Genomic DNA, 25,722 nt, shown 5'->3' on the forward strand with positions numbered 1-25,722 from the left:
GTCGTACTGCGCCGGCGTGGTGATAACGCACAGCCACCGAACGAAACGGACCTTCAACCCGCGAAAAGGTTGAAGATATTAGCATCGTCAGTAGCTGTTCTGTTCGTTTTCGCACCGGCACATAGAAAACACATTAGAACCCGATATCGGGCTGGGATACCGATGACACCGACTATTCCCTCCCGGCAAACTGCTGTTCAGTCGGCGTTAAACAACCGAATCGGCGCACTCGCCTGACCTGGGCCAACGGCAGAGCGGATCGGGCGACGAATAAGCGAGCGACACTATTTCCGAGGGCAATGTTCACCGAGATGTCGCCCGGCGCCGCCCGACAACAAAAACCGCCGCGTCGGCGCGCTCCCAGTGAGGGAGCCGGCCACCGACGCGGCGGCTTTGCTTCGGTTATGACGTCGCGCGGGCTACTTGCGCACCTCGGTCGCGGCGACCTGAACGAATACGCCGGTGTCCTCGGCCATCAGCAGGCCTCGACCGCGGGGCAGCGGACCGCCCTTCATCTTGCCGCGGATGAAGCCCTCGTCGGGGTCGGCGTCCATCACCAGCAGTGGCGCGTTGGCCTGATGCAGCGCACGCAGCATCGGGTCGCTGCCCGCGGACGACCAACCACCGAAGGTGCGCGTGACAATCACGTGCAGCCCGACGTCGGCGGCCCGGTTCACGAACGGAACCACCTTGTGCAGCGGCGAATCGAAGCCCGGCGGGAGCTGCTGGATGTCGTCGACGATCAGGAAGATCTCCGGACCGCTCCACCACGACCGGGACAGCAGCTCTTCGGCGGACAGGCCGGGCGGGGGTTCGCGTCCGGCCAGAGCCGCCGCCAGCTCGCCCATCATCGCGACCACGCCGTCGAGGTTGTAGGCGAACTTCTCCACGTAGTCAGAGCCCAGCGCGGTGAGCAGCTGACGGCGCGGGTCGATCAGCCATACCTGCGCCGACGGCCGTCCGGGCGGAGGTGTCGGAGCACTGCTGGAGCCGGGCGCATACAACCGCTCGATCTCGGACATGATCGTGGCCAGCGTCGTGGTGCGACCGCACTCGCGGCGGCCGGTGACCATCAGGTGCGAGTTCTCGGCGAAGTTGAGATAGACCGGCTGCAGGTCCAATTCCGAGATGGCCCAGGCGATTCCGCCGGCGCCGACACCCTGACGGGTGTCGCGTGCCGCCAGTTCGCGCACCTGTTCCACGCCGAATCGGGCCGGCAGGCGACGCACCGGCGGGGCCGCCGCGGTGGTGAGCCGACTGACGGCCGCGACAACGCTGTCACACTCGAAGACGTTGTTCGGAGTGCTGGCCAGAGCCGGCCGGGCCACCAGGGTGTGCAGGCCGGCCTGCGGGTCGCTGTCCAACCGCACGTAGTTGACCGCCACCATGCCGCGTCCAGGCTTCACCGGAACGTCCTTGGCGAAACGCGAGCGCACCAGTTTGGCGTCTTCGACTGCGGCCAAACGCAATTCGACGCGGGAGCCGAATCCGCTCCGTACCGGCGGGCGCAGCTCCGACTCACGGTCGGCGGTGACGATGACGTGCACACCGAACGAGGGACCCTGGTTGATGATCAGGTTGACCTGATCGATCAACACCTCGTTCTCCTCGGCCAGCGCCCGGTAGTTGTCGATCACCAGGAAGACGTCGCCGAACCCGTCATTGGGCACCGGGCCCGCTTCCCCGCCGAATTTGCGCCGGCGGAACATCTCCATCGACGCGATGCCGTATTCGAGGAAGCTGCGCTTGCGCTCGCGCACCAATGCCAGCAGCTCGGCCACCGTACGGCGCACACCGTAAGGATCGGTGGGACCGGCGACCTCGCCGACGTGCGGCAGTTGCGCCACCGTGGTCAGGGCGGTGCTGCTGTAGGCCAGGCAGTAGAACTGGACCTGCTCGGGCGTGTGGGTCAGGGCCGCGGAGCAGATCAGCGTCTGCAACGCGGTGGTCTTGCCGGAGCCACCCGCGCCCAGGATCAGAACGTTGGCACCGGGGCCGGAGGCATCCACCGTCCACGGTGGCTGGTCGTGCTTGAACGGACGGTCGATGATCCCGATCGGGAACACCAGGTTGCGCGCCGTCCCATAGTCCTTGTTCCAGGGACGTCCGAGCAGACGGTTCACCAGCTCGTCGATGGCGACCGGCTCGGTCAGCGGCGGTTGCCACAACCGGTACGGCTCGAAATTGATCTTGCGCAACTGGTCGATGATCACGGTACCGACCTTCGGCGTCCGGATCGCTTCCTCTTCCTCCTCGACCTCTTCGCCGGCGTCGACGACCTCGCCGTTCGCGTAGTTCGCGATCACGTCGACACTGGGGCCTCCCACGCTCACTTCCATGGGCGTGAAGGAGTTGGTGAACAGCTGCGGTCGTACGTAGTCGATGGTGTTCACCAACACCGGCGCTTCCTCACCGTCGACGGTGGAGATGCGCAGGTAGTCCCGCCAGAGGAACTCGGCCTGGAACCGGATGATGTCCTCGAGGCTCTTCCGGAAGTAGCCCAGACCGGCCTGAGCCGGCAGGTTCACCGCGTTGGGCACACCGGCCGCCTGCGCGGCGCCGGCCGTCCGGGCCTTCAGCACCAGGCGGTAACCCATGTTCTCCATGAGCTTCTCGGCGCGGCTTTCGATGGTCTGCGACGCCATCATCAGGTGGATCCAGTAGGCGCGGCCCTGACGACCGATCGAGTCGAGCACGTCGACTGCCGTCGGCATGATCCGGAACCACTCGTAGAACTCGTCGATGACGACCACGAGCATCGGCAGCGGCGCCATGTCCTGGCCCCGGGCCCGCATCCGGGCCCGCACGGAGTTGTACTCCTTGGCGTCGTCGACACCGGCGCTGTCACAGATCGCCTTGCGGCGCGCGATCTCACCCCACAGAGCGTCCAGGAAGCGCTCCATGAGCGCCTGGTCCTCTTCGAGGTCGGTGATGATGCGCGAGACGTGCGGCACCCCGGCGAACGGCTTGACCGCCGACCCACCCTTGAGGTCAGCGAGCACGAACTGCAACTCCTCGGGCGGGTGGCCCAGCATCAAGGACTCGATCACGGTTCGCACCAGCGTCGACTTACCGGAACCGGTGGTGCCCGACATGACGCCGTGCGGGCCGTCGCCGCCCTCGTCCAGCGACTTCATGTCGAGGAACAGCAACTCGCCGTTGTCGGAGCGGTTACCGAACGGGACGCGCAACCGGGAGCGCCCCATGGTGTCGGTACGGCTCCCCCACAGGTCCTCGAAATCGATCGCGGACGGATCGCTGATGCCGTAGTAGGACAGGATGTCCCGGGCGCCGATGTGCGCGACCCGCTGACCGATCTCCTCGTACGCCTCGGCCAGACGCCATTGCGCCAGCTTCTGCGCGAACTCTTCGGCCTCGGCGGTGCTCATCTGGTCGGTCAGGGCGAAGAACCACGCCTTCTCGTCGATCACCATCCAGGTGTCGCGGTCGCGGGGCAGCGCCTCGATCACGCCGATCTTGTCGAACGACAGCTTGCGTTCGGGGACATTCGTCCACATCTCGGAGCCGGTCAGATCGAAGAACGTCACGCCGTCGACGCCCTCGGCGCTGATCACGTACTCCCACTGGGGGTCGTCGACGTCGGCGATGATCACGTGGTGCGGGGTCGGGGTCTGCGCCGACGAGCTCGCGTGCCGGGGCGTGAACGACCCGCGACCGGCGAACAGTTCGGCCTGCTCCGCCGCAAATTCGCGGACCGAGCTGTAGACCATCCGCGCGCTGCCCGCGGCGTCGGTGCGCCGTGAGTCGCCGAAGTGCGGCAACCACTTGACCCAGTCCCATTCGTCGAGGTCGGAACTGACGACGATCAGCCGGATGTGGTCGGGGCCGTGCGAGAACGCGAGCTGACAGATGATCGAGCGCATCAGGGCGAGTACCTGCGGGCGCTCCCCGACGAGTGCGTACCAGGGCTCCACCAGCACGGAGATCATCTTGGGCAGGTTGTAGACGACACTCTGGTAACGGCCGAACTCCTGCAGGGCCTTACCGGTCACCGGTTCCAGCTCGATGTCGGTGGGCATGTTCTGCGGCTCGCCCCAGGTCACCTCTGGGCGAGTCATGCCCACGCCGACGCGAACGACACCGAAGTTGAGGTCCTTGCCGTCGGGCTTGCGTTCCCACATCCGCTGCGAACCCACCGCAGCCGCAAGCGTGTTGGGCGCCGGGTGGAACCAGCGGTAGTTGGCGTCCATGCTGTCGGCGGACTCCTGCGCGGTCTCCCGCAGCATGTCCAGCATCAGCATGAACTGGGCGCGCATGGCGTCCAGCTTCGGGCGGCTCATCTGCTGCTGACCGCCGCCGACGCCGCGGAACATCATCAGCATCATGCCGCCGACCATGAAGATCGGGAAGATCGAGCCGACGCCGCCGAAAACGTGCGAACCGCTGGCGAAGGTCATGGCGACCATACCGCCCAGCAGTCCGATTACCACGACGCCGACCACGATCAACCACCAGGGCTTGCCCTCCGGCGGCGGAATGCTCAACGGCGTCGGCAGGACGATGTTCTCCGGCTTGATTACCGGCGGCCGCTCCGGCGTAGGCCGTGCAAATCCACGTTTCACTTCGGTACCACCAACTCTGCAGGGGTCATGTCCATCGGTAGGGTGTCGTGCTCCACCAGGGCGTCGGCGCGAGACAAGGTGGGACCTTGCGGCAGCAACCGCAGCGCCACCCACGGCGCCAGACTGGGCTGCCCGGTCAGACCGAGCGCATCACGGGCTTCCTTGGTGTCGTCCACCCCGAACCGCGCGCCGGCGTTGGTGAGCCACCACAGTGATTCGGCCGTCTGAGCGCCCGGGTTGTTGCCCGTGACTGCCACGAAATTCGCGTAGCTGGGGCCGAAGTAGACCTGGTCGGCCTCACGACCGGACAGGTCGGACTTCACCAGGCTGACCACATTCTTCATCTCGCTGCTCTTGATCGGGATGGTCGGCCCGGATACCACCTGGACGCGGGCCCGATTTTCTCCGTTGGTTCGTTCCCACCACCAGCACGTGGACGGGTTCTCCCGGATGTCCAGCACGTTCAACGGGTCGTTCGGGTACGCCGACAAGTCCAGCCGGTTGACCACCGGCATCTTGGCCAGCGCGGACGGTTCCACTGTCACCGGTTTGGTGTTGCCCGGCCGTCCCGCGTTCTGCAGGATCTGAGCCACCAACGGCGGCAGCGTCTGGACGCCGTCTTCCAGCACCAGCGAATACTGTTGCGGGCCGCTGATCTGTGGGGTGACCAGGATCGTTCCTACGGGGCCGGGGGCACCCTGGAAGGTCGCCGGCGCGCCGGATTTCGGCACGTCGGGAACCAGCAGCTCCGGTCCGACCGGCAGCGCGTCGTACAGTGCATGGCTCATCGGACGCGCCTGGCTCACCTGCTCCGGGGTCAGGCCCAGGGGCAGCAGCACCGACCGGTCGGTGGCGTCGATCTTCGACCGGCGGCCCTCACGGATCACCCAGGTGTTCCCGCCATAGCTCAGCACCACGGCGTCTGATCCGTTGAGGATCCGGCGGTGACCGCTCATGTCAGGTGTGCCGTCGATCACGGTCACCGTGACACCTGCCGGCGACGGCATGCCCGAGGGACCCGAGGTGCCGCCCACCGTGTCGCAGACCAGCCAGGACGACGTGCTGGGACTCTTCGGCGCGAATTCCGTGGGCGCACCCGGGATGCCGACCAGCGGGCCGTGCGGCATGTTGGCGATCTGGCTCCCCTTGACCAGGTGCGGGTTGTCGGGCCGCCCGGTGATCAGCCGCGCGGACGCCAGATTCAGCGCCGGGTAGAGGCGGTCCCCCACCTTGACGTACAGCGCGCCCGAATCGCGGTCGGCGATGATCGGCGACTCATTGATCTGGCCGGCGGGGCTCAGGAAGGAGTACAGCAGTGCGCCCAGGCAGATCACCAGGGCGGCCGACACCGACGCGACGACCGCCAGGGTCTGGCGACGGCCCGGCTCGATCTCCATGCGCACCCGCCAGCGGGTCAGCGCCATCGCGGTACGGCGGGCCAGGAACTGATAGCCCGTCACCTGGGTGCGCGTCGACAACCCGAGGCCGTAGCCCGACCCCCGCTGTCCGCGGCTATGTTCAGCCACGCTTGATCACCTTTCGGTCATAACGCCCGGATATGAAACGCCCGCTGATAGGTAAGCGCCAAATCACATCGACAACCGTAGGGCACCTGCGCAAACCTCGCCAGGCGGCCAGAGCCGCCCGGATCCGCGTGCTCCATCCCCCGTGGAGTCGTCGTGACTTCACTGGGCATGTTAGCTGCGAATGACGAACTCGGCGCGCTAAGTAGCTGACTGTTCACATCGGCGTTCGCTCGCCCCGCTGAGCTCGGTGCGCGGGAGCGGGACATGAGAATGTTTGTCCATGACTGAGCTAGCGCCGTCGCTTGTCGAACTCGCCCGCCGGCTCGGCATCGCCACCAGCTACCAGGACTGGAGCGGACAGCAGGTGTTCGTACCGGAAGCGACACTGGTAGCTGTCCTGGCCGCCCTCGGTGTTACCGCAAGCACAGAGCACGAACGCAATGCCGCGCTCAGCACACACCAGCGCTCCTACTGGGCCCGGTCACTGCCGCCCACCATCGTCGGACGCGCGGGCGCCCAACTGCGATTCTGGGCGCACGTGACACACGGCGAGCCCGCCGAGGTGTGGCTGCAGCTCGAGGACGGAACGGAAGTCCGCGGCCCGGAAAGTCGCATCGTGCAGGTCGACAACTTCACCCCGCCGTTCGATCTGGACGGACGCCAGGTCGGCGAGGCCAGTTTCCTGCTGCCGGGCGACCTGCCGCTGGGCTACCACCGCGTGCAGCTGCGCTCCGGCGACCACCGGACCAGCACCGCGCTGATCATCACGCCCGACTGGCTGGGCCTGCCGGAGCGGCTGGGCGCCCGCCGCGCCTGGGGGCTGGCCACCCAGCTCTACAGCGTGCGGTCGCGGCAGTCCTGGGGCATCGGCGACCTGCACGACCTGGGCGACCTCGCGCTGTGGTCAGCCTGGGCGCACGGCGCTGACTATCTCCTGGTCAACCCGTTGCACGCCGCTTGTCTGCCGGGTCCACGCGGGCGCGGTGGCCGCATTGAGCCGTCGCCGTACCTGCCGACCTCGCGGCGGTTCGTCAACCCGCTCTACCTGCGCGTCGAGGCCATCCCCGAGTACGCCGACCTGCCCAAGCGCGGCCGGGTCCGGGATCTGCGCGGGCGGGTCCAGCGGCGGGCCGCACGCTCGGACGCCATCGACCGCGACAGCGCCTGGGCCGCCAAATGCGCGGCGCTGCAGCTCATCCACGACGTGCCGAGATCGGCCGGGCGGGAGATGGCCTACGCCGCCTTCCGGGCCCGAGAGGGCCGCGCCCTGGACGACTTCGCCACCTGGTGCGCCTTGGCCGACAAACACGGCACCGATTGGTATCAGTGGCCCAAGTCGGTGCGGCACCCCGATGCCCCCGGTGTCGCGGCATTCGCCGCCAAGAACGCGGCAGCCGTCGATTTCCACCGGTGGCTGCAGTGGCAACTGGATGAGCAGCTCGCCGCGGCGCAGTCGCAGGCCCTCCGGGCCGGCATGGCGCTGGGCATCATGCATGACCTGGCCGTCGGCGTGCATCCCACCGGCGCCGACGCGTGGGCCCTGCAGGACTCGCTGGCGCTGGGGGTGACCGCGGGTGCGCCACCGGACGAGTTCAATCAGCTTGGCCAGGACTGGTCCCAGCCTCCGTGGCGGCCCGACCGGCTGGACGAGCTGGAGTACCGCCCATTTCGCGCCCTGATCCAGGCCGTGCTGCGGCATGCCGGCGGAGTTCGGATCGACCACATCATCGGCCTGTTCCGGTTGTGGTGGATTCCCGAGGGGCGGCCGCCCACCGAAGGCACCTATGTCCGCTACGACCACGAGGCGATGATCGGGATCGTCGCGCTGGAGGCCCACCGGGCGGGAGCGGTCGTGGTCGGTGAGGACCTGGGCACCGTTGAACCCTGGGTGCGTGACTACTTACTCCTGCGCGGCCTGCTGGGCACCTCAATCCTGTGGTTCGAGAAGGATGACGCAACCGGGGCGCCGCTGCCCGCCGAACGTTGGCGCGAGTACTGCCTGTCGTCGGTCACCACGCACGACCTGCCGCCCACAGCCGGTTACCTGGCAGGCGATCACGTTCGGCTACGGGACGCACTGGGCCTGCTGACCCGGCCTGCCGAGGTTGAGCAGGAGGCGGCCGCCAGCGAACGGACGGCCTGGTTGGGCGAGTTGCGCCGGGTGGGCCTGCTGACCGACGGCGACGAGAGTGCCGAACAGCTGATCCTCGCCCTCTACCGCTACCTCGGCCGGACGCCGTCGCGGCTGCTCGGCGTGGCACTGACCGATGCCGTCGGCGACCGCCGCACCCAGAACCAGCCGGGCACCACCGATGAGTATCCGAACTGGCGGGTCCCCCTGACCGGCCCGGACGGCAGGCCGGTGCTGCTGGAAGAGCTGTTCACCGATCGCCGTGCCGCCGAGTTGCTCGAGGCGGTGCGCGCGGTGACCATCCCCGCACAACCATGCTGAGCGACCGGGTCGCCCTGAGTGATCTGGTGCACCGATACGCCGCTCTCGTCGACGATCGTCAATTCGCTTCGGTGGCAACGCTGTTCACTGACGACGCGGAGCTGGTGGTCGCGGATCCACCGACCGCGCTGACACCGGTTCATACCCATCGGGGCCGCGATGCCATCGTTGACGCGGTGGGGGCGGTGGCCCGCCTGGTCCGCACCGAGCACGCGATCGTCGGAGAGGTGTACGACGAGGCCGAGGGTCCCGGCCTTGCCCGTGGGCGCATTACCGGTATCGCCCACCACTGGAGTCGACGTTCGTCCGAGGGCGGCGGGACCGAAATCGTCGACGTCGTATGGCATCTGCGCTACGACGACGAGTACCGACTGACCGACGCAGGTTGGCGAATCAGCCGCCGGGCGCTGACCGTGAATGCCATCGAAACCCGTCCGGCGCGCCGGCTGCGGCCGCCCGAATAGCCGAACCCCGTTTGTTCATATGGCATTTCGGGTAGGCCTTGAGGGGCTCGAAATGGCCGTTCGGGACGGCCGACTGCGATCGACTGTAGAGGGAGACGCTGATGGCCGAGATCGCGCACCTGGCCCGCGCGGAGCGTGAACCAGGGGAATTCGAAGATGCCGCGGAACGCGGGCCGGTCATGATGGTGATGGCGGGAGCCCTGCTCGCCTTCGTTGTGTCGGTGGCGGCGTTCGCCTTTGGGCAGGCCGGTGTGGGCGTGTCGGTGGCCAGCGGCGGGATGCTGGTGTTCGGTGCCGGACTGTGCTGGCTCAGCATGGAGCGCAGGCGGGTCAGGGAAGCGGAACGCGAAGCGTTGCTGCGTAATTCGCGCAGTTGAGCTCAGCGGAGCTCGGCCAGGTTCTGCACCGATTTCTTCACATCGGAGCGCAGCACACGGGCCACCAGGCGTCCCACCGGTCCGCCGAGCACTCCGCCGGATAGGTCAGCGGTGAGTCGGAAGTCCGAGCCGGGGTCTTTGGGCGCTACGGCCATCGCCACCGTGATGCGGACACCGCCGCGGCCGCGGCCCTGCAGTTCAATCGCGTTGGGCTCGTCGTAATGGGTGACTTCCCAGTAGATGACGTTGCGGAATCCCTTCACTTTGATCAGGGACGCGACGCAGGTGCCTTCTTCGATCGTGGACGGCACCTCGCTGCGCCAGCCTCCGAAAATGGTCATCCACTCGTCGAACCGCCCCAGATCCGACGCGAGCTTCCACGCGGCTTCCGGCTCCACCTCTGATGTGGTCGAAACCTCTACCTTCGCCAACGGAATCCGCTCCTCTGCACCTCGGGGTCAGTGCGGTTACATACCCGGGTGTCATAGGCGGGTAAACAACCCCGACATCCGCGAACACATCAGTTTGTCATTGTTTCTAATTTATACAGTCTGCATAGTGTAAATTTGCTCATCGTGAGTAGATCCATCGACGTGGGGGCGGGCTCCCGTACGGCAGGTTCGGACGGACAGTTGGGTGTGGACTACGCGAGCGAGGTGCATGCCGCCGAGGACGTCGTCGACGTCGAGTCGTACGGCGGCGGGTTCGACCTCACCCGGCGGGCCACCGCCCCGCGCCTGCGTGTCGGTCGCGACAAGTGGTTCAACCTGCTCTGGCTGATCCCTATCGGATTCGTGCTGATGCTGGCCGGCGTCGCGATCGGCAAGGGACTGCACAACATGCCGGCGGTGCAGTCGTTCATCGAGCGCTATCCCGGCACCGACGAACGTTCCGGCGTGGTGGGACGGCCCGCGTGGATCGGCTGGACCCACTTCTTCAATCTTTTCATGATGACGTTCATCGTCCGTTCCGGAATCCAGATTCTGTGCGATCACCCACGGCTTTACTTCAGCCGCAACGCCACGCCCGGCAAAGACGAGTGGCTACGTGTGGGACCGCCCGTCCCGGACGACCCGTTATGGACCGCCAACGCCGACACCGTGGCTCTCCCAACGCAATTCGGGCTGCCGGGATTCCGCCACTCGATCGGGCTGGCGCGCTGGTGGCACCTCGGTGTCGACGTGTTGTGGTTGGTCAATGGCGCGGTCTTCTACGTACTGCTGTTTGCCACGGGGCAGTGGCGGCACCTGGTTCCGACGAGCTGGGATGTGTTCCCCAACGCCGCGTCGGTGGCAGTTCAGTACGCGTCACTGCACTGGCCCACCGACAACGGCTGGGTCGCATACAACGGGCTGCAGTTGCTGGCCTACTTCACGACCGTGTTCGTCGCGGCCCCGGCCGCGGTGATCACCGGACTCGGCATGTCGCCGGCGCTGTCCCAGCGGGTGCACTGGCTCAGCAAGCGATTGAGCATCCAGCACGCCCGTTCGCTGCACTTCCTGGTGCTGGTGTACTTCCTGTTCTTCGTCCTCACCCATGTCACGATGGTTTTCGCCACCGAGGCCCTGCGCAACCTCAACCACATGTTCGCGGCGCGTGACGACACCGGATGGGCCGGCTTTGCTGTCTTCTGCGTCGCGATGGTGATCGTGGCGATCGGATGGGTCGCCGCCACTCCGTTCACCATTCGCCACCCGCGCGTGGTGCAGCGGGTGGGATATGCGCTGGTCGGTCCTTTCCAGCGGGCGCTGGAACGCCTGAATCCCAAGCCCGGGGCTTTCACCGAAAAAGATATTTCGCCGTACCACTGGCGCAACGGCCGGTTGCCGGAGACCGTCGAATACAAGGAGCTGGAGAAGAACGACTTCGCCGACTGGCGGCTACGGGTCTACGGGCTGGTCGAGAACCCGACGGCGTTTTCCCTCGAGGACCTGCGCGCACTGCCGTACCACGACCAGATCACCCAACACTTCTGCATTCAGGCCTGGTCAGGGGTGGCCAAATGGGGTGGTGTGTCGATGCGGACCATCATGGAGATCGTCAGGCCGCTGCCGGAAGCAAAGTGGGTCGTCTTCTATTCGATGGGCCTTGGCGCGACCGGAGGCATCTATTACAACGCGCATCCGATCGAGCAGATGACGCACCACATGAGCATGCTCGCCTACGACATGAATGGCGAGCCGCTCCCCTATCTGCACGGCAGACCGCTGCGGCTGCGCAACGAGTTGCAACACGGATTCAAGCAGGTCAAATGGATCAAGGGTATCGAGTTCGTCGCGCACTACTCCGAAATCGGCAGTGGCTACGGGGGCTACAGCGAAGATCACAAGTTCTTCGGCCGGCACCAGACGCTGTAGCGACCTATCAGGTCGGGCACACCTGGTCGACCCACGACTTCACGATCTGATTGTTCTTGGTGTAATCCGGGTCGTCGAAGTGGGCGCCGCCGGTGCTCACGAAGTGTTCGATCGCGGATTTGACCGAGGACGGCGGGTTGTAGCGCTCGAGGGTGTCGGCTGCTTTGCGGGCGGCGTCCTTGTCCGACGCGGTCAGCAGATCCAGGTTGGCCCCGGTGACGTCAACGCACTGGCTGGAGTCCAGGGTGCTGACCGGCGCCGACGCGGTGGTGGTGGCTTCGCTCGACGACGACGCCGCCGGCGACGTCGACTTAGCGGAGCTGCCGGCGCCCGAGGAGTGCACCACCGTCGTCTTGCCCGATGAGCAACCCGACAGCACCGTCGCCGCAATCGCCACGGCCGCGATCCACCACCGCTTTCCCATCAAGTCCTCCTGGCTGGATACGCCAACCGCTCCCGACGGCGGTTGCACCGCCGTAGGGTAGCGCACCGGTTGTGGCTCAGGTCACTTTTGAACTGCCTGGACGCGGGCGATTTTCGGGGCGCGGTTAACTGCCCCAGGCGGCGGCCACCTGCGTCGCGACGTCGATGACCTGAGCCGACTGGGACTGCGGCGAGTCGATCTCCTCGCGGACATACTGAGCGATGAATCGCCGGATCTCCCCGTCGACCCCGGCGAGGATGCGCAGCACTTCGCCGCGGATCGACTTGGACGAGACATTGACCGTGATGTCCGACGGCCGCGGCTTGGAGACGTCCACGATGAGCAGCAGCGGCTCGGCCGCCCGGGCCGTGGCGCGCAGCGCGATGTCGCCGGTCACCTTGAATCGCTGCTTATCCAGCCGCAGATCCAGCAGCAGGTCGATGGACAGGGGGATGTGAATGACAAAGGTGATGAGGTCACCGAGCTTGCGCGTGACCCGCGGCTCCTGGATCTTGACGTTCGCGCTGACCTTGGCGATTCCGCCGGGACCCTGGGCGATCGGCTCCATGGCAAACTCACTGCCGGCGATGTCACTCAGGGCGGCGGCGACCCGGTCCGGCGTTACGGCAACCTCGAAAAATTTGCGGCCGAACTCTTCGTAGCTGAGGAAGTCGTGGTTCTCCATAAGATTTATACCGTCTCATGCCACCCGCCCGATGGGCCGCTGATCCGATCGAGTCGCTGAAAATTCGGCCTGGCTCGGGCATAGCTGTTGTGATCTGCGTCACCGCAGAGCCGGCTGTGAAGAACGCCACAAGCGGGCGCTTCGATTCGGTGTGTCGGCCGGCGGCCTGCCACGCTTGACGTAACTGGAGGTGTTTGGATCCTATGCGCGCGCACGAAATCTCGGAGCAGCGCTCGGCCGTCACGCGGATCGAGGCGCTGCTGACCTGGCTCGGTGGCGGACACGCACGCGAACTCGCGGAACGGCACGAGCGCTCCACGCACGCCGTCGCCGGAGCGGTTGTGGTGCTGGGCACCCTGCTGGCCTGGCTGGTCGCTGCCCTGGCCGTCAGACCGGCGGTCGCCTCGGCCCCGGTGTGGGCGGTGGTGACGGCGACCCTCGTGTTCGGCCTGCTGGTCGGGGCGGTCACCCGCGCCATCGCCGGTGTTCCGGCCCGCGGCCGGTCCGGTATCGCGGGGCGGGCCGCCGTCGCGGTCGCCCTCGGAGTGGTCGTCGGCGAGCTCGCCGCACTCGTGCTCTTCTCCGGTTCCGTCGACCGCCGCCTCGATGAGCGGGCGTTGCGTACGGCGGATTCGGCACCGCCGGTGGCGCAGGCCTCGGCATCCGTGCAACAGGCGCGTGCGGCCCGCAGCGCGCTGGACGGCGCCGTCGACCAGGCCCGCGGGCAACTGGACAACGCCCTGGTGATCGCCCGCTGCGAATACAACCCGACGCCGGCCTGCCCGCAAACCCGGATCACCGGCGTTCCGGGCCGCGGTCCCGAGAGCCGGACGGCGAACGAGCTTCTCGGCGACGCACAGCGCGAGCTGGACGCCGCGCTGGCCGCTCGCGACCGGCAGGCACCCGCACTGGACGCCACCGTTTCCCGCGACGAACAGGCACTGGCCGAAGCGCGACAGGCCGTGCTGGCTGACGGCGGCCGTGGCCTGGGTGCGCGGTGGGTCGCGATGAACGACCTGACCCTGGCCGGCGCCGGTGCCCTGGTGCTGCGCATTCTGACGATCGCGTTCTTCACGTTGTTGTATCTGCTGCCGCTGATCCTGCGGATGTGGCGGGGCGAGACCACTCACGATCGCCACGCCACCGCGCGTGCAGAACAGGAACGCGCCGAGCTCGAGGCCGACACCGCGATCGCGATCAAGCGGGCGGAGGTCCGCCGAGCGGCCGAAATCATGTGGGCCGAGCATCAACTCACCCAGACGCGCCTTGCCATCGAGGCACAGGCCGAGATCGATCGGGAACACCACCGCCGCCGAGTCGTCGAGGCGCTCGACGCCCCGGTGCACGCGTGGTCGGAACGTACCTTCGAGCCAGTGGAGGAAGACATGTACCTGCCGATCGCAGCCGAAGCTGAGGCCGCAAGCCGGGCGGTGGCCGAGTTGCCCGCCGCGGAACGGGACCTGCGGCCACCTGTCACCGAGAACCTGCCGGCGCCCGCCGAACCCGTGGTGGCTGCCGTCGAGCACTACGAGGAACCGGCCGCCGAGGTCAGCGACGAGCACCGCGCCCCGCTGATTCCGTCGATCCCGGACGCCACCAAGGCGGCGGCCCGGTGGATCCGCCCGCTGGTGCCCCCGTTCGTGGCGCGGGTCATCGACAACACGACGCAGCCGCTGCGGTCCGCCCGGCAGGTGTTCGAGGAGGTCGAAGAGATTGCCTTCTCGCTCAAGCGGACCCGCAAAGTGACGATGAACACCGAGACCTCCGAGGGGGCCGGCCGGCAGCAACCGCCGCAGCCGCAGCCCCCGCTGCAGGCCCAGGACTCGGCTGCCACCGGCCCGGGCGTCCAGCGGATCGATTCGTCGCGCGGCCAGGCGGCTCAGCCCAACTACCGCGACTATGGCCAGCTGGGCGGCGTTGCAGAACCGGCGCTGAGTGAGTTGAGTCAGGCGCCGGCAGACCTGGCCAGGTTAGCGGTCGGGGCGTCGGGCGCAGATGCCCCGCGGGAACTGGTCGAGCGTCAGGGGCCGCGCGAGCTGCGTGGGCCCGAGGGGCCGCGCCAACTGCCGCCGGCCCCATAGGGCGGCATAGCGGCAAACGGCGCGAGTCGGTCGCGGCGTAGTATCTTTCGGGGTCGGCAGCGACGGGTAATTGCATACGGATTGGGAACAGGACGTGGATCTATGGATCTCGTGACGGCGGCAATCGTAAGGCAGCAACTCGCATGAAAGTCAGCCTCTTTCTGGCGGACGCGGCGCAGGCCGATGTTCAATCGGGCAAGGTCCACACCCTCGGGCTGGGCTGGCGTCAGTGTCAAACACCCACGCCCCCATTCGCATTGGTGATGTTTCTGGACATCGACTGGGACGAGACGAACAAACAGCACAAGCTCACCTGCCAGTTGCTGGACACTGACGGCCAACCGGTGGTGGTGCAGGGGCCGCAGGGGCCGCAGCGCATCCTGTTCGAGGCAGCCGCCGAGGCGGGCCGCCTGCCAGGTGCGATTCACGGCACCGCGGTCCGGATGCCGCTGACCCTCAACATTCCGGGCGGAATCCCCTTGGAACCGGGCATCTATGAATGGCGGGTCGAGGTCGACGGCTTCGAGCAGGCCACCGCCGTCGAGGCTTTCATCGTGTCCCCGGGGGGCATAGCGCCGACGCCGGCCTGATCCTGCAGGCGTAATCGCCTGCGCCTCAAGCTATTTGATCACTAATTCCAGGTGCTCCCGGCGTCGTACCAGCAAGCTGGGCAACCACGGCCCAACGTCGGCCGCCTCGATCCACGTGGTGCGGTCCAGCAATAACCGCAGCGCGAGCTGAGCTTCCAGGCGTGCGAGTGCGGCGCCGACGCAAAAGTGCACTCCCCTGCCGAAGCTGAGGTGTCCCCTCGCCCCCGAGCGGTCGAGCCGGAAATGTGCGGGGTCTTCGAAGTGCGCGGGATCGCGGTTGGCGGCGCCCCACATCAGCAGCAGGTGTGAATCGGCAGGAAGATCTACCCCGGCCAGGCTGGTGTCGCTGCGCACATGCCGGTAATGGCCGCGGAACGGCGGTTCGTAGCGCAGCGTCTCTTCGATGAAAGGGGCGAGCAGAGCCGGGTTTTCGCGCAACCGCCGTTGGACGTCGGGTCGGGTCGCCAGGATCCAGGCTGCGCTGCCCAGCAGCGACGCGGTGGACTCCCCGCCCGCGGCGAACAGGGTCACCATCATGACCTGTGCCGCGATCGTGTCGATCTCCCCCGAGGTGCAGGCCGCCGAAAGCTCACCGAGCAGGTTCGCCTGCGGCTCGGCCACCGCCCGGCGAAAACAGTCGGTGATGTAGCCGTTGAGTTCCAGCAGCGCGACGCCGGCCGCATCGAGCTGCTCGCGACTCACCAGTCCTTCGAGCAGCTGAGTGGCGGCGTAACCCCACTGCACCAGCTGGGCGATGTCCGCGTCGGGAACGCCGATGAGCTCGGCCACCACCATCATCGGCAGTCGGTTGGCCATGGCTTCCATCCATTCGATTCGGCCGTCCCGCAGGCCCTGGCGCCACAGCCGATCCGCGGCGGCCGCGGTGAACTGCTCGGTGCCCCGGATGCGCTTGGCGGCCAGGTGCCGGACCAGCAACTTGCGATGCACCGCATGGACCGGGTCGTCGGCGGTCGCCAGCACCTGCGTGGGCCCGCCGAGGGCATCCATTTTGAACGCCTGAACGCTGCCCTCGGGCGTGTACGTCATGGTGGCGGTCAGATTCGAGGAGAAATCCTGGGTCCGGGTGATGGCCTCGTTGACGGCATCCCACCCGCACACCACGTAAAAGGCCGAGTCGGCAACCCGATGGACCGGTCCCGCGCTGCGCATGCGCTCGTAGAGCGGGTAGGGATCCTGGATCGACCCGGCATCGAACAGGTCGACGGAGTCTTGGACGGCGATCATGGTGTCCAGCGTGCTGAGTCGATACCCGCAGGTCAATGGCACCGGGTGAAGTCGAAATCCGTTGCTGTGCGGGCGCCGCGCGAGTCGTCTCACCGGGGCGCCGTTACCTGCTGATTCGGTGAGAGGGATGGCTGTATCCGTCTCACGCGTGAGAAAATCAGTTATTCGTTGCCGAAGCTCTCGTAGAGCTCGGGCAGAAAACCGGCCAGATGGTTCATCTCCTGGGCGCAATGCACCAACAGGTTGCGCCCGCTGGTTTCGGCGTTGCCGAGTATGCGGGAGGCGATGGGTCGCACCGCCTTCGACGCCACACCGGGAGCGTTGCGCACCGCGATGTGCGGCCCACCCATCCAGAACCGGGACCGCATCTCCGATCCGTCCCGCGTCGTGCGGATGTGGTGAATGAACCAGCCGACATCCACCGGCGCGTCCGCGGAACCCAATCGCGCACAGACGGCTACCGCATCGTCGCTGTCGGCAGGCAGGCCCATCGCCGCTGGCTCGACGAATTGTATTGCGCCGCTGAGCATTGTCGAGCCGATGTATTCGTTGATCAGTGACCAGCGCCCGACGTAGCGCTGGGCGCCCCGGCGGCCTTCGTCCTGGTCGCCGTCCTTCCACGCGGCCGACAAATGCGCTCTGGGGTGCCACAACTTGTAACGGCGACTGTCGCATCCGTGCCAACCGAACCACCATGACCACATCGCCGGCGTGACACCGGGCATGTCAGTGCGCACCGACACCTGATAGCTGCCGTCTTCGAGGACTCCGTAACCGTTCTCGGTCTGCTGATAGCCGTCGTCGGCCACGCTGGCGGCGTCGTCGCGCGCCAGCAGCGCCATGCCGCCTTGCGGCCCGTGTTGCAACGCTTCCACGACATGCGCTGGCAGCGGGGCCATTTCGGGCTTGAAGAACTTGCCGAACGGAGTGTCCGCGTCGTCGCCCCGGTAGCCGAGGTAGAGGTCACCGGTCATCAGAGTCGTCCCATCCAGCTGTTGAACAAGCCATCGGGGTCGTAGGCCGCGCGAGCTTTGTCCAGCCTGGCCATGGCTTCATCGGTGGCGAAACGGGCAGGGCGCTGTCCCAGATTCTCGTCGGCCAGCTGAATTCCGGTTGCCAGGTGTGACATCGCGGCCATGTTGGATTGAGCCCAATCGGCGTATTTCGAGTCGTCGGCGGGGTCCTTCCAGGAGCCGTAGAGCGCGAGGTAGATCTCGTCCTCGACGCTGTAGGCCATGTCCTGGCGGGCCGGCGAGGGCCCCCAGTTCAGCCACAGGAAGTGCGACGGGGACGGTGGCAGCGTATCGACGATATTGCGGATGCCGGGCAGCAGCTCCTCGGCGGACGCCGACGTCCACATGTTGTCCGCCGTGTAACGGTGGTCCTCCAGGTAGTGCGTCATCACGACGTCGTACCAGGTAGGAAGATCCGTTGGCATGTAAGGATTCTTGACGAGCGCCCGGTCGACGACCGGACACGTGTCGAAAACCGCCAGGGCCTTTTTGGCCTCCTCCTCGGAGTCGGCGAACGCCGGTGATGCCATGACGATGGCCGGAATGTCGAGGCCCATCTCGGGAACGCTGGCCGTCGCGATGATCTGCATCTCGACGCGACGGTCCACGTCGGCGCTGACGTTGCGCGCCCAGGTGTACACCTCGTCGGCGAGATCGAGCGGATAGACATACACGCTGGTGCCACAGACCGCCGGGCGCGGATACACCTTCAGGTAGAAGGAGGTGACGACGCCGAAGAAGCCCGGACCGGCACCGCGTGCGGCCCAGTACAGTTCGGGATGGTTCTCTGCGTCGCAATGGATCTGCTCACCGTCGGCGGTGATCACATCGAGTGCGGTGACACTCTCGCAGGCCGGCCCGTAGACCCGGCTGTTCCAGCCGTACCCGCCCTGCAGGAGGTATCCGCCCAGGCAGACACCCTTGCAGTGGCCGCCGGGGAAGAACAGGTTCTGTGCCTGCAGGTCGGCCATCAGCAAGCTGCCGCCCTTGCCGGGCCCGGCGACGGCGGTCATGTTGTCGGCATCGATCGAGGCGTGGTCGAGGCGGCTGACGTCCAGCAATAGCGCGCCATCGCGTAGGTGGCTGGCCGCGAAGCTGTGCCCGCCGGACTTGATGCTGACCTTGTGTCCGTGGGCCTTGGCATAGGCGAGCGCGGCTTTGATGTCGTCGGTGTCGGCGGCCTGCACGATCACGTCGGGATAGCGGTCGGGCACCCGCTGGTGCCAGACGCTGTCGCGCCGGGCGGGCTCGTAGCCGTCATCGCCCCGGAAGTAGTGTCGCCCGGCAGGTAGCGCGCTCATCTGGAACTCCTTTGATCCCTATTTCGGTTCTTCACAGTCCGCTATGCGGCACACTATAGTGGAAGTGTGGGGCAAACGGAACGGACTTCGACGACCAATCGTGACGAGGGAATTCAGGTGCTGCGCCGTGCCGCTGCCGCCCTGGACGAAATAGCCGCCGAGCCCGGACATCTGCGGCTGGTCGATCTCGGTGAGCGCCTGGGACTGGCCAAGTCGACCGTCCGGCGGCTGCTGGTCGGTCTGGTCGAGGTCGGTCTGGTCAGCGTCGACTCGAACGGCCGCTTCTCCCTGGGGGATCGGTTACTCGGCTTCGGCAGCGCCACCGGCGCGCACATCGCCGCGATCTTCCGGCCGACCATCGAGCGGGTGGCCACGGCCACCGACGGTGAAACCGTGGACCTTTCCGTGCTGCGAGGGCAGCGAATGTGGTTCGTCGACCAGATCGAATCGTCGCATCGGCTACGGGCGGTTTCGGCGGTCGGGGTCCGCTTCCCGCTGGCCGGCACCGCCAACGGAAAAGCGGCACTTGCGGCACTCGACGACGCCGACGCGGAGGCGGCGTTAGCCCGGATGCCGCAGGAGGCGGCCACCGCGCTGCGGTCCGAGATCGCCGAAATCCGTTCCACTGGAATCGCTTTCGACCGTGATGAGCACACCTCCGGCATCTCCGCGGCCGCTATCGCGCGGCGATCGGTGGGAGACAACGTGATTGCCATCTCGGTGCCCACTCCGACCGAGCGTTTCGCGGAAAAGCAGGACCAGATCGTCGCCGCACTGCGCGCGGCTGCCGAATCTACGGCGTGGACGCGCTGACCTGAACCCCGAAGTAGCCGCGGTACTTCCCTTTACCGCGGACTTGGGTGTCAAGGGATTCAGTTTCAGCAGGAGCACACGGCGGCACCGGCGAACAGGTCGCCCCATTCATGCCGCGCCGCTGACTGCGCTTCGATGAAACTGGGGGTCTCCTCCCCCTCGCCGGCCAGGTGCACCAGCGCCCAGGCCATCTCGTAAACCGGGACGCGGTGACGTTGCGCGGCGCTGTGCAACTCGTCGAAGGCCGTGCCCGACCGGCACCGGCGCACGCCGATCAGAATGCCGCGGGCGGTGTCCAGCAGGCGACCCGAGTTCGAATCGGAGGGAATCTGGGTAGGAGCCCAGCTTGCCGTCATACCTTTCTACCTCCTACCGATACATCCACCGGCGAAACTCTTGCGGGTGAAGACATCTCGCCGGAGGCGCGCCAAAATCGGCGCACCGTGCCATGATTTGCGGCTCTGAGCGATTGCGCCAGAGCACAACCCGTTTCGATATGCAGCTGTAAGGGTGCTGATACCGATCAGTCGGCCAGCGCCAGCACTTCGTCGAATCCGGCGACCAGCGCTTCGTGGAACACGTCGTAGTCGGGAATCGCCGCCGTGTCGACGTTGATGCCCAGTGCGCAGGTGTCCACGTAGGACAGCAGGGTGACGTTGACGGACGAGCCGATCGTCGGGCCGAATGCGTACTGACCGCGTACCGCGGCACCACCCAGGAACACCGGCACGGGAATGCCGGGCACATCGCTGGTCAGAAAGTCCACATGGCGCAGCACCGAGCCGATGTACCAGCGCGGCATCAAGTTCAGCACGCCGGCGATGAACTGGGTGTGCGGCAGCGACTTTTCGTTGCGCACCGCGCCGACGCGTTCGTGGATCAACTTGATCCGGCGCGCCGGATCGGGCTCGCCGACCGGCACATCGAACCGCATCAGAGTGATCTTGTTGCCGCCCATGTCGTCGCTCTTGGTCCGCAGGCTGATCGGCATCGTCAGATGCAGGTCACCCACCGCGACACCGTGCTTCTCGTGGTAGCGACGCAACCCGCCCGCCACTCCGGCGACGAACGCGTCGTTCAGCGCGCCATCGCAACGGTGTGCCGCCTCCCGCAGTTGCGGCCGCGACACCTCGTGGACGCTGAGACGCCGGATCAGACTGCGCTCGGTGGTCAACGGCGAACCGGTGCGGCTCAGCGGGCGCACCGTGCGGTAGACGGACGCGGCGTTGGCCGCCGCCGACCGCGCCGTCCTCACAGGCCGCCGGACACCCTCATACACCAGGCGAGGTGCCCTTCTGACGGTACCCACCAGTACCTGCCCGAGCAGAGAAGTGTTGTAGCGCAGGGTGTCCCGGTACCCGTCCAACCAGGTGGACGCCGAGACCCGCGGCTCATCCGGCAGCGGTTCGTGCGGGTAGAGCTCCGCGGAGAGGTCGAACAGGTTCATCGCGATCTGCACACCGCCCACCCCGTCGGTCAGGGCGTGGTGGAACTTGCAGATCACCGCCGCACCGCCGTCGGCCAAACCCTCGACCAATGTCGTCTCCCACAGCGCCCGGGCCCGGTCGAAGTCCTGCATCTCGGCCAGGCGCGCCATCTCGAGCACGTCGTCGAGCGTGCCGGATCCGGAGACCGCCGTGCGCCGCATGTGGTAGTCGAGATCGAAGTCCGGGTCGTACTCCCACCGGGGCGGCGCCGGCGGCGGGGATTCCACCACCCGCTGCCGGAACATCGGCAGTTTTCGGCTGATCAGGTCGAAACGCTCACGCACTTCGCCCCAGTCCGGCGTCCGGTCCAACAGCACCACGCTCACCACCGTCGACCGCAGCCGTGGATCGCTTTCCATCGCCCAGGTGAAGGCGTCGCTGTTACGCAAGAATTCAGTCATGTTCGGCTCCCGGTCGTAAACCTACGACCAGCAGCGTCCGGCGTCAGCACCATATTGGTAGCCAATGACTTTGGTCCCCACAGATGGGGCCGTTCGTCAATGCCCGCCGACTCAGTTTCCGAGCACTCGCCGGGTGTAGTCGTTGCGGAAGACGCGGTTGGGGTCGAGGCGGTCGCGCACGGCGATGAACCTATCCCAGTCCGGGTACCGATCACGCAAGGTTGCGGCACTCTGGTAGTGCCGCTTTCCCCAGTGCGGTCGGCCTTCGTAGGAGTCCATGATCTCCTCCACGGCGCGAAAATACGTTTCGAACTCCATGCCGCTGAACTGGTGCACCGCGATGTAACAGGTTTCCCGGCCGTGCGCGGTCGACAGGAAAGCGTCGTCGGGAGCGCTGAATCGCACTTCGAGGGGGTACATGATCGGCAGGTTGCGCCGGCGCACGAGGTCGATGACCCGCCGCACCGCTTCCTGCGCGTGCTCGCGGGGAATCGCGTATTCCATCTCGGTGAATTTGACGTTGCGGGCGCTCGCGTAGACCTTCCACCCGTGGTCCTGGACACTCGACGGCGACATCAGGCTCGTCATCAGCCGGTTGAGGCGCGGTGCGGCGCTGGGGAATTGGCGCCCGGTGCGGCAGATCACGTTGAGGCCGGCGTTCTCGAGGCCTTCGCCGAGCCTCTTCTTCCACGCCGGCCCCGGCCGCGGTGGTTCGTTGCTGCGCCGCGTGGTGCGGGTCAGCGCTGTCTCACCGTAGGGAAAGACGAAGAACTCGAAGTGGTCGTTGCCGTCGACGTCGGCGTCGAGCCGCTCCAGCGTCGTGCTCAGCGGGCGCAACTCGTCCTCGCGGTGCAGCGTGAACAGCGGCACCACCTTGAGGGTGACCTCCGATATGACGCCGAGCGCCCCGAGCGACACCCGCGCGGCCAGATAGTCGTCGCCTTCGGACACGTCCAGCACCTCGCCGGTGGCGGTGACGATTCGGGCCGAAACAATCTGTGCCGAAACGTTTTTGAACTTGGCGCCGGTGCCGTGCGTCGCGGTGGCGGTGGCTCCGGTGATCGACTGCTTGTCGATGTCGCCCTGGTTTTCGATCCCGAACCCGTGGGCTGCCAGTTCGGCGAAGAGCGGATGCAGCTTGGCGCCGCCCTGGACCGTCGCCAGCCCGTTCGCCTTGTCGACGTTGATCACCCGCTGCAGGCCGGTCATGTCGACCATGACGCCGTCCGTGCAGGCGCAGTCGGTGAACGAGTGGCCGCTGCCCACTGCGCGGACTCGTTGGCCCCGGCCGGCCGCGCGTACCACGATGTCCGAGAGTTCCGCCTCCGAGGCGGGCCGCTCGATCAGAGCCGGCGCGCAGATTTGGTCACCGGCCCAGTTCTTCCACATATTCATCGCACCAGCTCCCGTGCTACCGATTCGGCGACCGTGACGGCGTGAATCACGGTCTCATACACCAGATTCTCTGGCGTATCGGACATTTGGTGATAGTTGGACAACGCCTTGTGACGGTCGATCGAGGAGAAACACGCGGTGGGATAGCCCGCGCGGCTCATCAGCACGGCGTCGGTGCTGTTGCGGGACCGCATCCCGCGCCGCAGCGGCGCCCCCGCGCGTTCGGCCGCGCGCACCACCAGGTCGCGGAATGGCCGGTAGAAGTAGTCCTCCATGACGGTGGTGCCCTCGCCCTCGAGCATGATGAGCTCGGGCGAGCCGACGGTGTCGAAGTTCAGGAAGTAGGTGCGCTCGCGGTCGAGCTCCGGCTTGTGCCGAGCCAGGAAACCATAGATACCGCCCTGCAATTGTTCCTCGGCGCCCAGGGATACCAGCAACACCCGCACGCCCGGCACCGGCCGGTCACGCAGCCGCTCGGCCAGGGCGACCAGCAGCGCGACGGCCGAAAGGTTGTCGTTGGCCCCTGGGACGATCGGGCTGCGGGCGATGTCGGTGAACGCGGCCACCCCGATGGCGCTGACCGCGGCCCCGGCCAGCATCATGGCGCGGCTCCCGCGCAGCGCCCCGACGCCGGCCAGTGCGGGGGCGAAGATCGTCGGCCACCAGTTCGGCAGCGAGGTGTCCACCCGCTCGACGATGCCCGGGAACCACGCGACCGCGTACTCCTGCAGCTTGGAGTCGAAGAACTTGCCGCTGTGCGCGGCGTCATGGTGCGCGCACACCACCAGAGTGTGCTCGCCCTCCGGGTCACCGGCTTCGGCCACCACGTTCCAGGTGGTCCGCGATTTGTGCAGGGTCTTGCGCACCACCCGTGCGCCGTTGGAGCAGTCGTCGGCGATGGCCAGTCCGGCGCCCACCCCGGCCAGCGCCGCCGGCGTGCGCAACCGACGGCTGACCAGTCCGGCTGCGGCCGCAGCGACCCCGACGGCGGACAACTTGGCGTGCAGCCGCGGGTAACCGTCGTAGAACTGCTCTTCTTCGATCCGCGCCTGACGAGCCCCGGCGGCGCGCAACCGCTCGACGATCCAGCGGGCCGCCTGGTGTTCGCCCGGGCTGCCGGCGCCCCGCTCGATGGGCGCCAGCGTCTCGACGACTTCGCGCAACGTGTCGATCTCGGTCGGGCCCGCGCTGATCGCGGTCATCGCAACTCCTGTTCGTGCATCAGAGGAACGTGCACCCCTCACCCCGGTAGGTCGGGACAGTGTCGACCACGGCAGCGCCGCGAACCAGATGCAGGCGGTCGAACCGCTCGCACAGTTCGCCCGCCTTGGTGTGGCGGAAGTAGACCTTGTCGCCGATCCGCAGGGAACGAGCCGCGTCGCCGCTCAGCGGCGTCTGCACCTCACCGGTGCCCTCCATCGAATTGAGCGCGAGGCCTTCCGGCAGGTAGGGAGTGGGCATCCGGTCTTTGGCGCCGACGCCGCTGGCCAGATAGCCGCCGCCCAGCGCGGTGACCGTGTGGTCGTCGGGGCGACGAGACACCGGCAGCGCGAAGATCGCCGCGGGCTGCAACGTGAACGACGAATAGGAATCGAACAGTGTCGGCGCGTAGAAGCCCGAACCGGCGGTTGCCTCCGTCATTGCCGGCTCCCGCGCCACCAGCTGCAGGTCGCCGGTACCGCCGGCGTTGACGATCTCCAGGTCGGCCACCTGCCGGACCAGCTCCACCGCGCGGGCACGGCGCTCTCGCAGTTCCGCGATCGACCGCCGCTGCATGAGCCCGACGAGCGCGTTCTGCACAGGCTTGCCGGACACGTGGTCGCCGAATCCGGCGATGTGACCTTCATAGGACATCAACGCGACCAGTTTGAGCGCCGGCCGGCGCGCGATCTCCTCCGCGAGGGCACGCGCCTGCTCGGGGGTGTGCAGCGGGGAGCGCTTGGGGCCGATCTTGACGCGCCCGCCGGCCGGCCAGTATCCGGCGTCGAGATCCAGGCACAGCCGCACGGGCTGATCTGTCGCACTCTCGATCAGGTCGAGATGCTCGACGCTGTCGACCATGACGATCGGCGCACCGTCGGGATCCGCGGCGGTGATCTCGCCCAGCTCGCGCAGCGACGCACGGTCGGTGCTCGGATAGGCGAGCAGAAGATTGCGGAAGCCGTGGCCGGCCAGCCAGAGGGTTTCCCGCAGGGTGAAGGTCATCAGGCCCTCGAAGCGCTCATTGGAGTCGAGGATCTGGCGCTGTATCGGTCTGCAGCGCAATGACTTTGACGCTACGCGGATCGGCTTGCCGCCGGCCCGGGCGAGCAGCCGGGCGGCATTGCTCCACATCGCGTCGAGATCGATGAATGCAAACGGCGCGTCGAGGTCGGCGAATGCCTCTTCGTAGCGCTGCAGTCGGCCCCGGGTATCGAGCCTGACCTGCCCTTGTTGAGGTGGCTGGTGGGCGGCATTCACGCCGTCACACCTTACTGAACATTCGCCCAATTGAGGCAACCTCGTGGAAACCGAGTCCGCAGTCTGTG

The 25,722-nt window shown here is 66.9% G+C and carries 19 protein-coding genes and 1 pseudogene; 7 read left to right on the forward strand and 13 right to left on the reverse strand.

The window, feature by feature from the left end; genetic code table 11:
* Window positions 1-419: 419 nt before the first annotated feature.
* Complete coding sequence (gene eccCa / locus ACNQS7_RS03615) at window positions 420-4,583, reverse strand: type VII secretion protein EccCa (RefSeq protein ID WP_418011465.1); 4,164 nt, start codon at window positions 4,581-4,583, stop codon at window positions 420-422.
* Window positions 4,580-6,109 (reverse strand): type VII secretion protein EccB, encoded by a 1,530-nt coding sequence (gene eccB, locus ACNQS7_RS03620; protein WP_418011466.1) that lies wholly within the window; start codon window positions 6,107-6,109, stop codon window positions 4,580-4,582. The genes eccCa and eccB overlap by 4 nt, the downstream gene beginning before the upstream one ends.
* A 280-nt stretch (window positions 6,110-6,389) precedes the next feature.
* Here eccB and malQ point away from each other — a divergent pair, with 280 nt between their 5' ends.
* The 3 genes from malQ to ACNQS7_RS03635 all read left to right on the forward strand — a co-directional run bounded on the left by malQ (window position 6,390) and on the right by ACNQS7_RS03635 (window position 9,402).
* A complete protein-coding gene (gene malQ, locus ACNQS7_RS03625) occupies window positions 6,390-8,561 on the forward strand; it encodes a 4-alpha-glucanotransferase (RefSeq protein ID WP_418011467.1) in 2,172 nt (723 codons plus the stop codon).
* A complete protein-coding gene (locus ACNQS7_RS03630) occupies window positions 8,555-9,025 on the forward strand; it encodes a nuclear transport factor 2 family protein (RefSeq protein WP_418011468.1) in 471 nt (156 codons plus the stop codon). The genes malQ and ACNQS7_RS03630 overlap by 7 nt, the downstream gene beginning before the upstream one ends.
* Window positions 9,026-9,126: 101 nt before the next feature.
* Window positions 9,127-9,402, forward strand: coding sequence for a LapA family protein (locus tag ACNQS7_RS03635; RefSeq protein WP_418011469.1), 276 nt, complete (start codon window positions 9,127-9,129; stop codon window positions 9,400-9,402).
* Window positions 9,403-9,404: 2 nt separating this feature from the next.
* Here the strand turns inward: ACNQS7_RS03635 and ACNQS7_RS03640 are convergent, their stop codons facing one another.
* Window positions 9,405-9,833: an SRPBCC family protein gene (locus ACNQS7_RS03640; RefSeq protein WP_082658799.1), complete on the reverse strand. Its 429-nt coding sequence runs from the start codon at window positions 9,831-9,833 to the stop codon at window positions 9,405-9,407.
* Window positions 9,834-10,202: 369 nt separating this feature from the next.
* On the opposite strand from ACNQS7_RS03640, the gene ACNQS7_RS03645 reads away from it, so the two are divergent.
* Window positions 10,203-11,759: a molybdopterin-dependent oxidoreductase gene (locus ACNQS7_RS03645; RefSeq protein WP_418015866.1), complete on the forward strand. Its 1,557-nt coding sequence runs from the start codon at window positions 10,203-10,205 to the stop codon at window positions 11,757-11,759.
* 7 nt (window positions 11,760-11,766) lie between these two features.
* On the opposite strand, the gene ACNQS7_RS03650 is transcribed toward ACNQS7_RS03645, so the two are convergent.
* Together ACNQS7_RS03650 and ACNQS7_RS03655 are read right to left on the reverse strand one after the other, a co-directional pair.
* A complete protein-coding gene (locus ACNQS7_RS03650) occupies window positions 11,767-12,183 on the reverse strand; it encodes a hypothetical protein (RefSeq protein WP_418011470.1) in 417 nt (138 codons plus the stop codon).
* A gap of 124 nt (window positions 12,184-12,307) precedes the next feature.
* Window positions 12,308-12,868: a hypothetical protein gene (locus ACNQS7_RS03655; protein WP_055579991.1), complete on the reverse strand. Its 561-nt coding sequence runs from the start codon at window positions 12,866-12,868 to the stop codon at window positions 12,308-12,310.
* A gap of 203 nt (window positions 12,869-13,071) precedes the next feature.
* On the opposite strand from ACNQS7_RS03655, the pseudogene ACNQS7_RS03660 reads away from it, so the two are divergent.
* Window positions 13,072-14,683 (forward strand): annotated as a pseudogene (locus ACNQS7_RS03660) (DUF4407 domain-containing protein); the annotation flags it as partial.
* 409 nt (window positions 14,684-15,092) lie between these two features.
* Window positions 15,093-15,539, forward strand: coding sequence for a DUF6941 family protein (locus ACNQS7_RS03665; RefSeq protein WP_055579993.1), 447 nt, complete (start codon window positions 15,093-15,095; stop codon window positions 15,537-15,539).
* A gap of 30 nt (window positions 15,540-15,569) precedes the next feature.
* On the opposite strand, the gene ACNQS7_RS03670 is transcribed toward ACNQS7_RS03665, so the two are convergent.
* From ACNQS7_RS03670 to ACNQS7_RS03680, 3 genes are all read right to left on the reverse strand, one after another.
* Entirely contained in the window at window positions 15,570-16,784 is a 1,215-nt protein-coding gene (locus tag ACNQS7_RS03670; protein WP_418011471.1) for a cytochrome P450, read from the reverse strand.
* Between the two features lie 161 nt (window positions 16,785-16,945).
* Complete coding sequence (locus ACNQS7_RS03675; RefSeq protein ID WP_418011472.1) at window positions 16,946-17,758, reverse strand: DAPG hydrolase family protein; 813 nt, start codon at window positions 17,756-17,758, stop codon at window positions 16,946-16,948.
* A complete protein-coding gene (locus tag ACNQS7_RS03680; protein WP_418011473.1) occupies window positions 17,758-19,098 on the reverse strand; it encodes an FAD-binding oxidoreductase in 1,341 nt (446 codons plus the stop codon). Before ACNQS7_RS03680 ends, ACNQS7_RS03675 begins: the two co-directional genes overlap by 1 nt.
* Window positions 19,099-19,164: 66 nt before the next feature.
* On the opposite strand from ACNQS7_RS03680, the gene ACNQS7_RS03685 reads away from it, so the two are divergent.
* The gene (locus tag ACNQS7_RS03685) at window positions 19,165-19,911 is read left to right on the forward strand and encodes an IclR family transcriptional regulator (RefSeq protein ID WP_418011474.1); all 747 of its coding nucleotides are present in this window, start codon (window positions 19,165-19,167) and stop codon (window positions 19,909-19,911) included.
* Window positions 19,912-19,976: 65 nt separating this feature from the next.
* On the opposite strand, the gene ACNQS7_RS03690 is transcribed toward ACNQS7_RS03685, so the two are convergent.
* The 5 genes from ACNQS7_RS03690 to ACNQS7_RS03710 all read right to left on the reverse strand — a co-directional run bounded on the left by ACNQS7_RS03690 (window position 19,977) and on the right by ACNQS7_RS03710 (window position 25,654).
* Window positions 19,977-20,267 (reverse strand): ANTAR domain-containing protein, encoded by a 291-nt coding sequence (locus tag ACNQS7_RS03690; RefSeq protein ID WP_418011475.1) that lies wholly within the window; start codon window positions 20,265-20,267, stop codon window positions 19,977-19,979.
* A 167-nt stretch (window positions 20,268-20,434) separates the two neighbouring features.
* A complete protein-coding gene (locus tag ACNQS7_RS03695; RefSeq protein ID WP_418011476.1) occupies window positions 20,435-21,799 on the reverse strand; it encodes a wax ester/triacylglycerol synthase domain-containing protein in 1,365 nt (454 codons plus the stop codon).
* A 111-nt stretch (window positions 21,800-21,910) separates the two neighbouring features.
* Complete coding sequence (locus ACNQS7_RS03700) at window positions 21,911-23,188, reverse strand: D-arabinono-1,4-lactone oxidase (protein ID WP_418015867.1); 1,278 nt, start codon at window positions 23,186-23,188, stop codon at window positions 21,911-21,913.
* 2 nt (window positions 23,189-23,190) lie between these two features.
* Window positions 23,191-24,396, reverse strand: coding sequence for a M28 family metallopeptidase (locus ACNQS7_RS03705; RefSeq protein ID WP_418011477.1), 1,206 nt, complete (start codon window positions 24,394-24,396; stop codon window positions 23,191-23,193).
* A gap of 19 nt (window positions 24,397-24,415) precedes the next feature.
* Window positions 24,416-25,654: an amino acid deaminase/aldolase gene (locus ACNQS7_RS03710; protein WP_418011478.1), complete on the reverse strand. Its 1,239-nt coding sequence runs from the start codon at window positions 25,652-25,654 to the stop codon at window positions 24,416-24,418.
* Window positions 25,655-25,722: the final 68 nt, after the last annotated feature.

Origin of the sequence: Mycobacterium sp. 23, from assembly GCF_048287075.1 — a bacterium.
In the GTDB taxonomy this organism is placed as follows: domain Bacteria; phylum Actinomycetota; class Actinomycetes; order Mycobacteriales; family Mycobacteriaceae; genus Mycobacterium; species Mycobacterium gordonae_B.

Coding starts and splice junctions, on each gene's coding strand:
- ACNQS7_RS03645 (WP_418015866.1), top strand. CDS start 10,203: ATGCTGGCCGGCGTCGCGATCGGCAAGGGACTGCACAACATGCCGGCG.
- ACNQS7_RS03670 (WP_418011471.1), bottom strand. CDS start 16,784: ATGATCGCCGTCCAAGACTCCGTCGACCTGTTCGATGCCGGGTCGATC.
- ACNQS7_RS03680 (WP_418011473.1), bottom strand. CDS start 19,098: ATGAGCGCGCTACCTGCCGGGCGACACTACTTCCGGGGCGATGACGGC.
- ACNQS7_RS03690 (WP_418011475.1), bottom strand. CDS start 20,267: ATGACGGCAAGCTGGGCTCCTACCCAGATTCCCTCCGATTCGAACTCG.
- ACNQS7_RS03635 (WP_418011469.1), top strand. CDS start 9,127: ATGGCCGAGATCGCGCACCTGGCCCGCGCGGAGCGTGAACCAGGGGAA.
- ACNQS7_RS03650 (WP_418011470.1), bottom strand. CDS start 12,183: ATGGGAAAGCGGTGGTGGATCGCGGCCGTGGCGATTGCGGCGACGGTG.
- ACNQS7_RS03630 (WP_418011468.1), top strand. CDS start 8,555: ATGCTGAGCGACCGGGTCGCCCTGAGTGATCTGGTGCACCGATACGCC.
- malQ (WP_418011467.1), top strand. CDS start 6,390: ATGACTGAGCTAGCGCCGTCGCTTGTCGAACTCGCCCGCCGGCTCGGC.
- ACNQS7_RS03700 (WP_418015867.1), bottom strand. CDS start 23,188: ATGTGGAAGAACTGGGCCGGTGACCAAATCTGCGCGCCGGCTCTGATC.
- ACNQS7_RS03655 (WP_055579991.1), bottom strand. CDS start 12,868: ATGGAGAACCACGACTTCCTCAGCTACGAAGAGTTCGGCCGCAAATTT.
- ACNQS7_RS03695 (WP_418011476.1), bottom strand. CDS start 21,799: ATGACTGAATTCTTGCGTAACAGCGACGCCTTCACCTGGGCGATGGAA.
- ACNQS7_RS03665 (WP_055579993.1), top strand. CDS start 15,093: ATGAAAGTCAGCCTCTTTCTGGCGGACGCGGCGCAGGCCGATGTTCAA.
- ACNQS7_RS03705 (WP_418011477.1), bottom strand. CDS start 24,396: ATGACCGCGATCAGCGCGGGCCCGACCGAGATCGACACGTTGCGCGAA.
- ACNQS7_RS03675 (WP_418011472.1), bottom strand. CDS start 17,758: ATGACCGGTGACCTCTACCTCGGCTACCGGGGCGACGACGCGGACACT.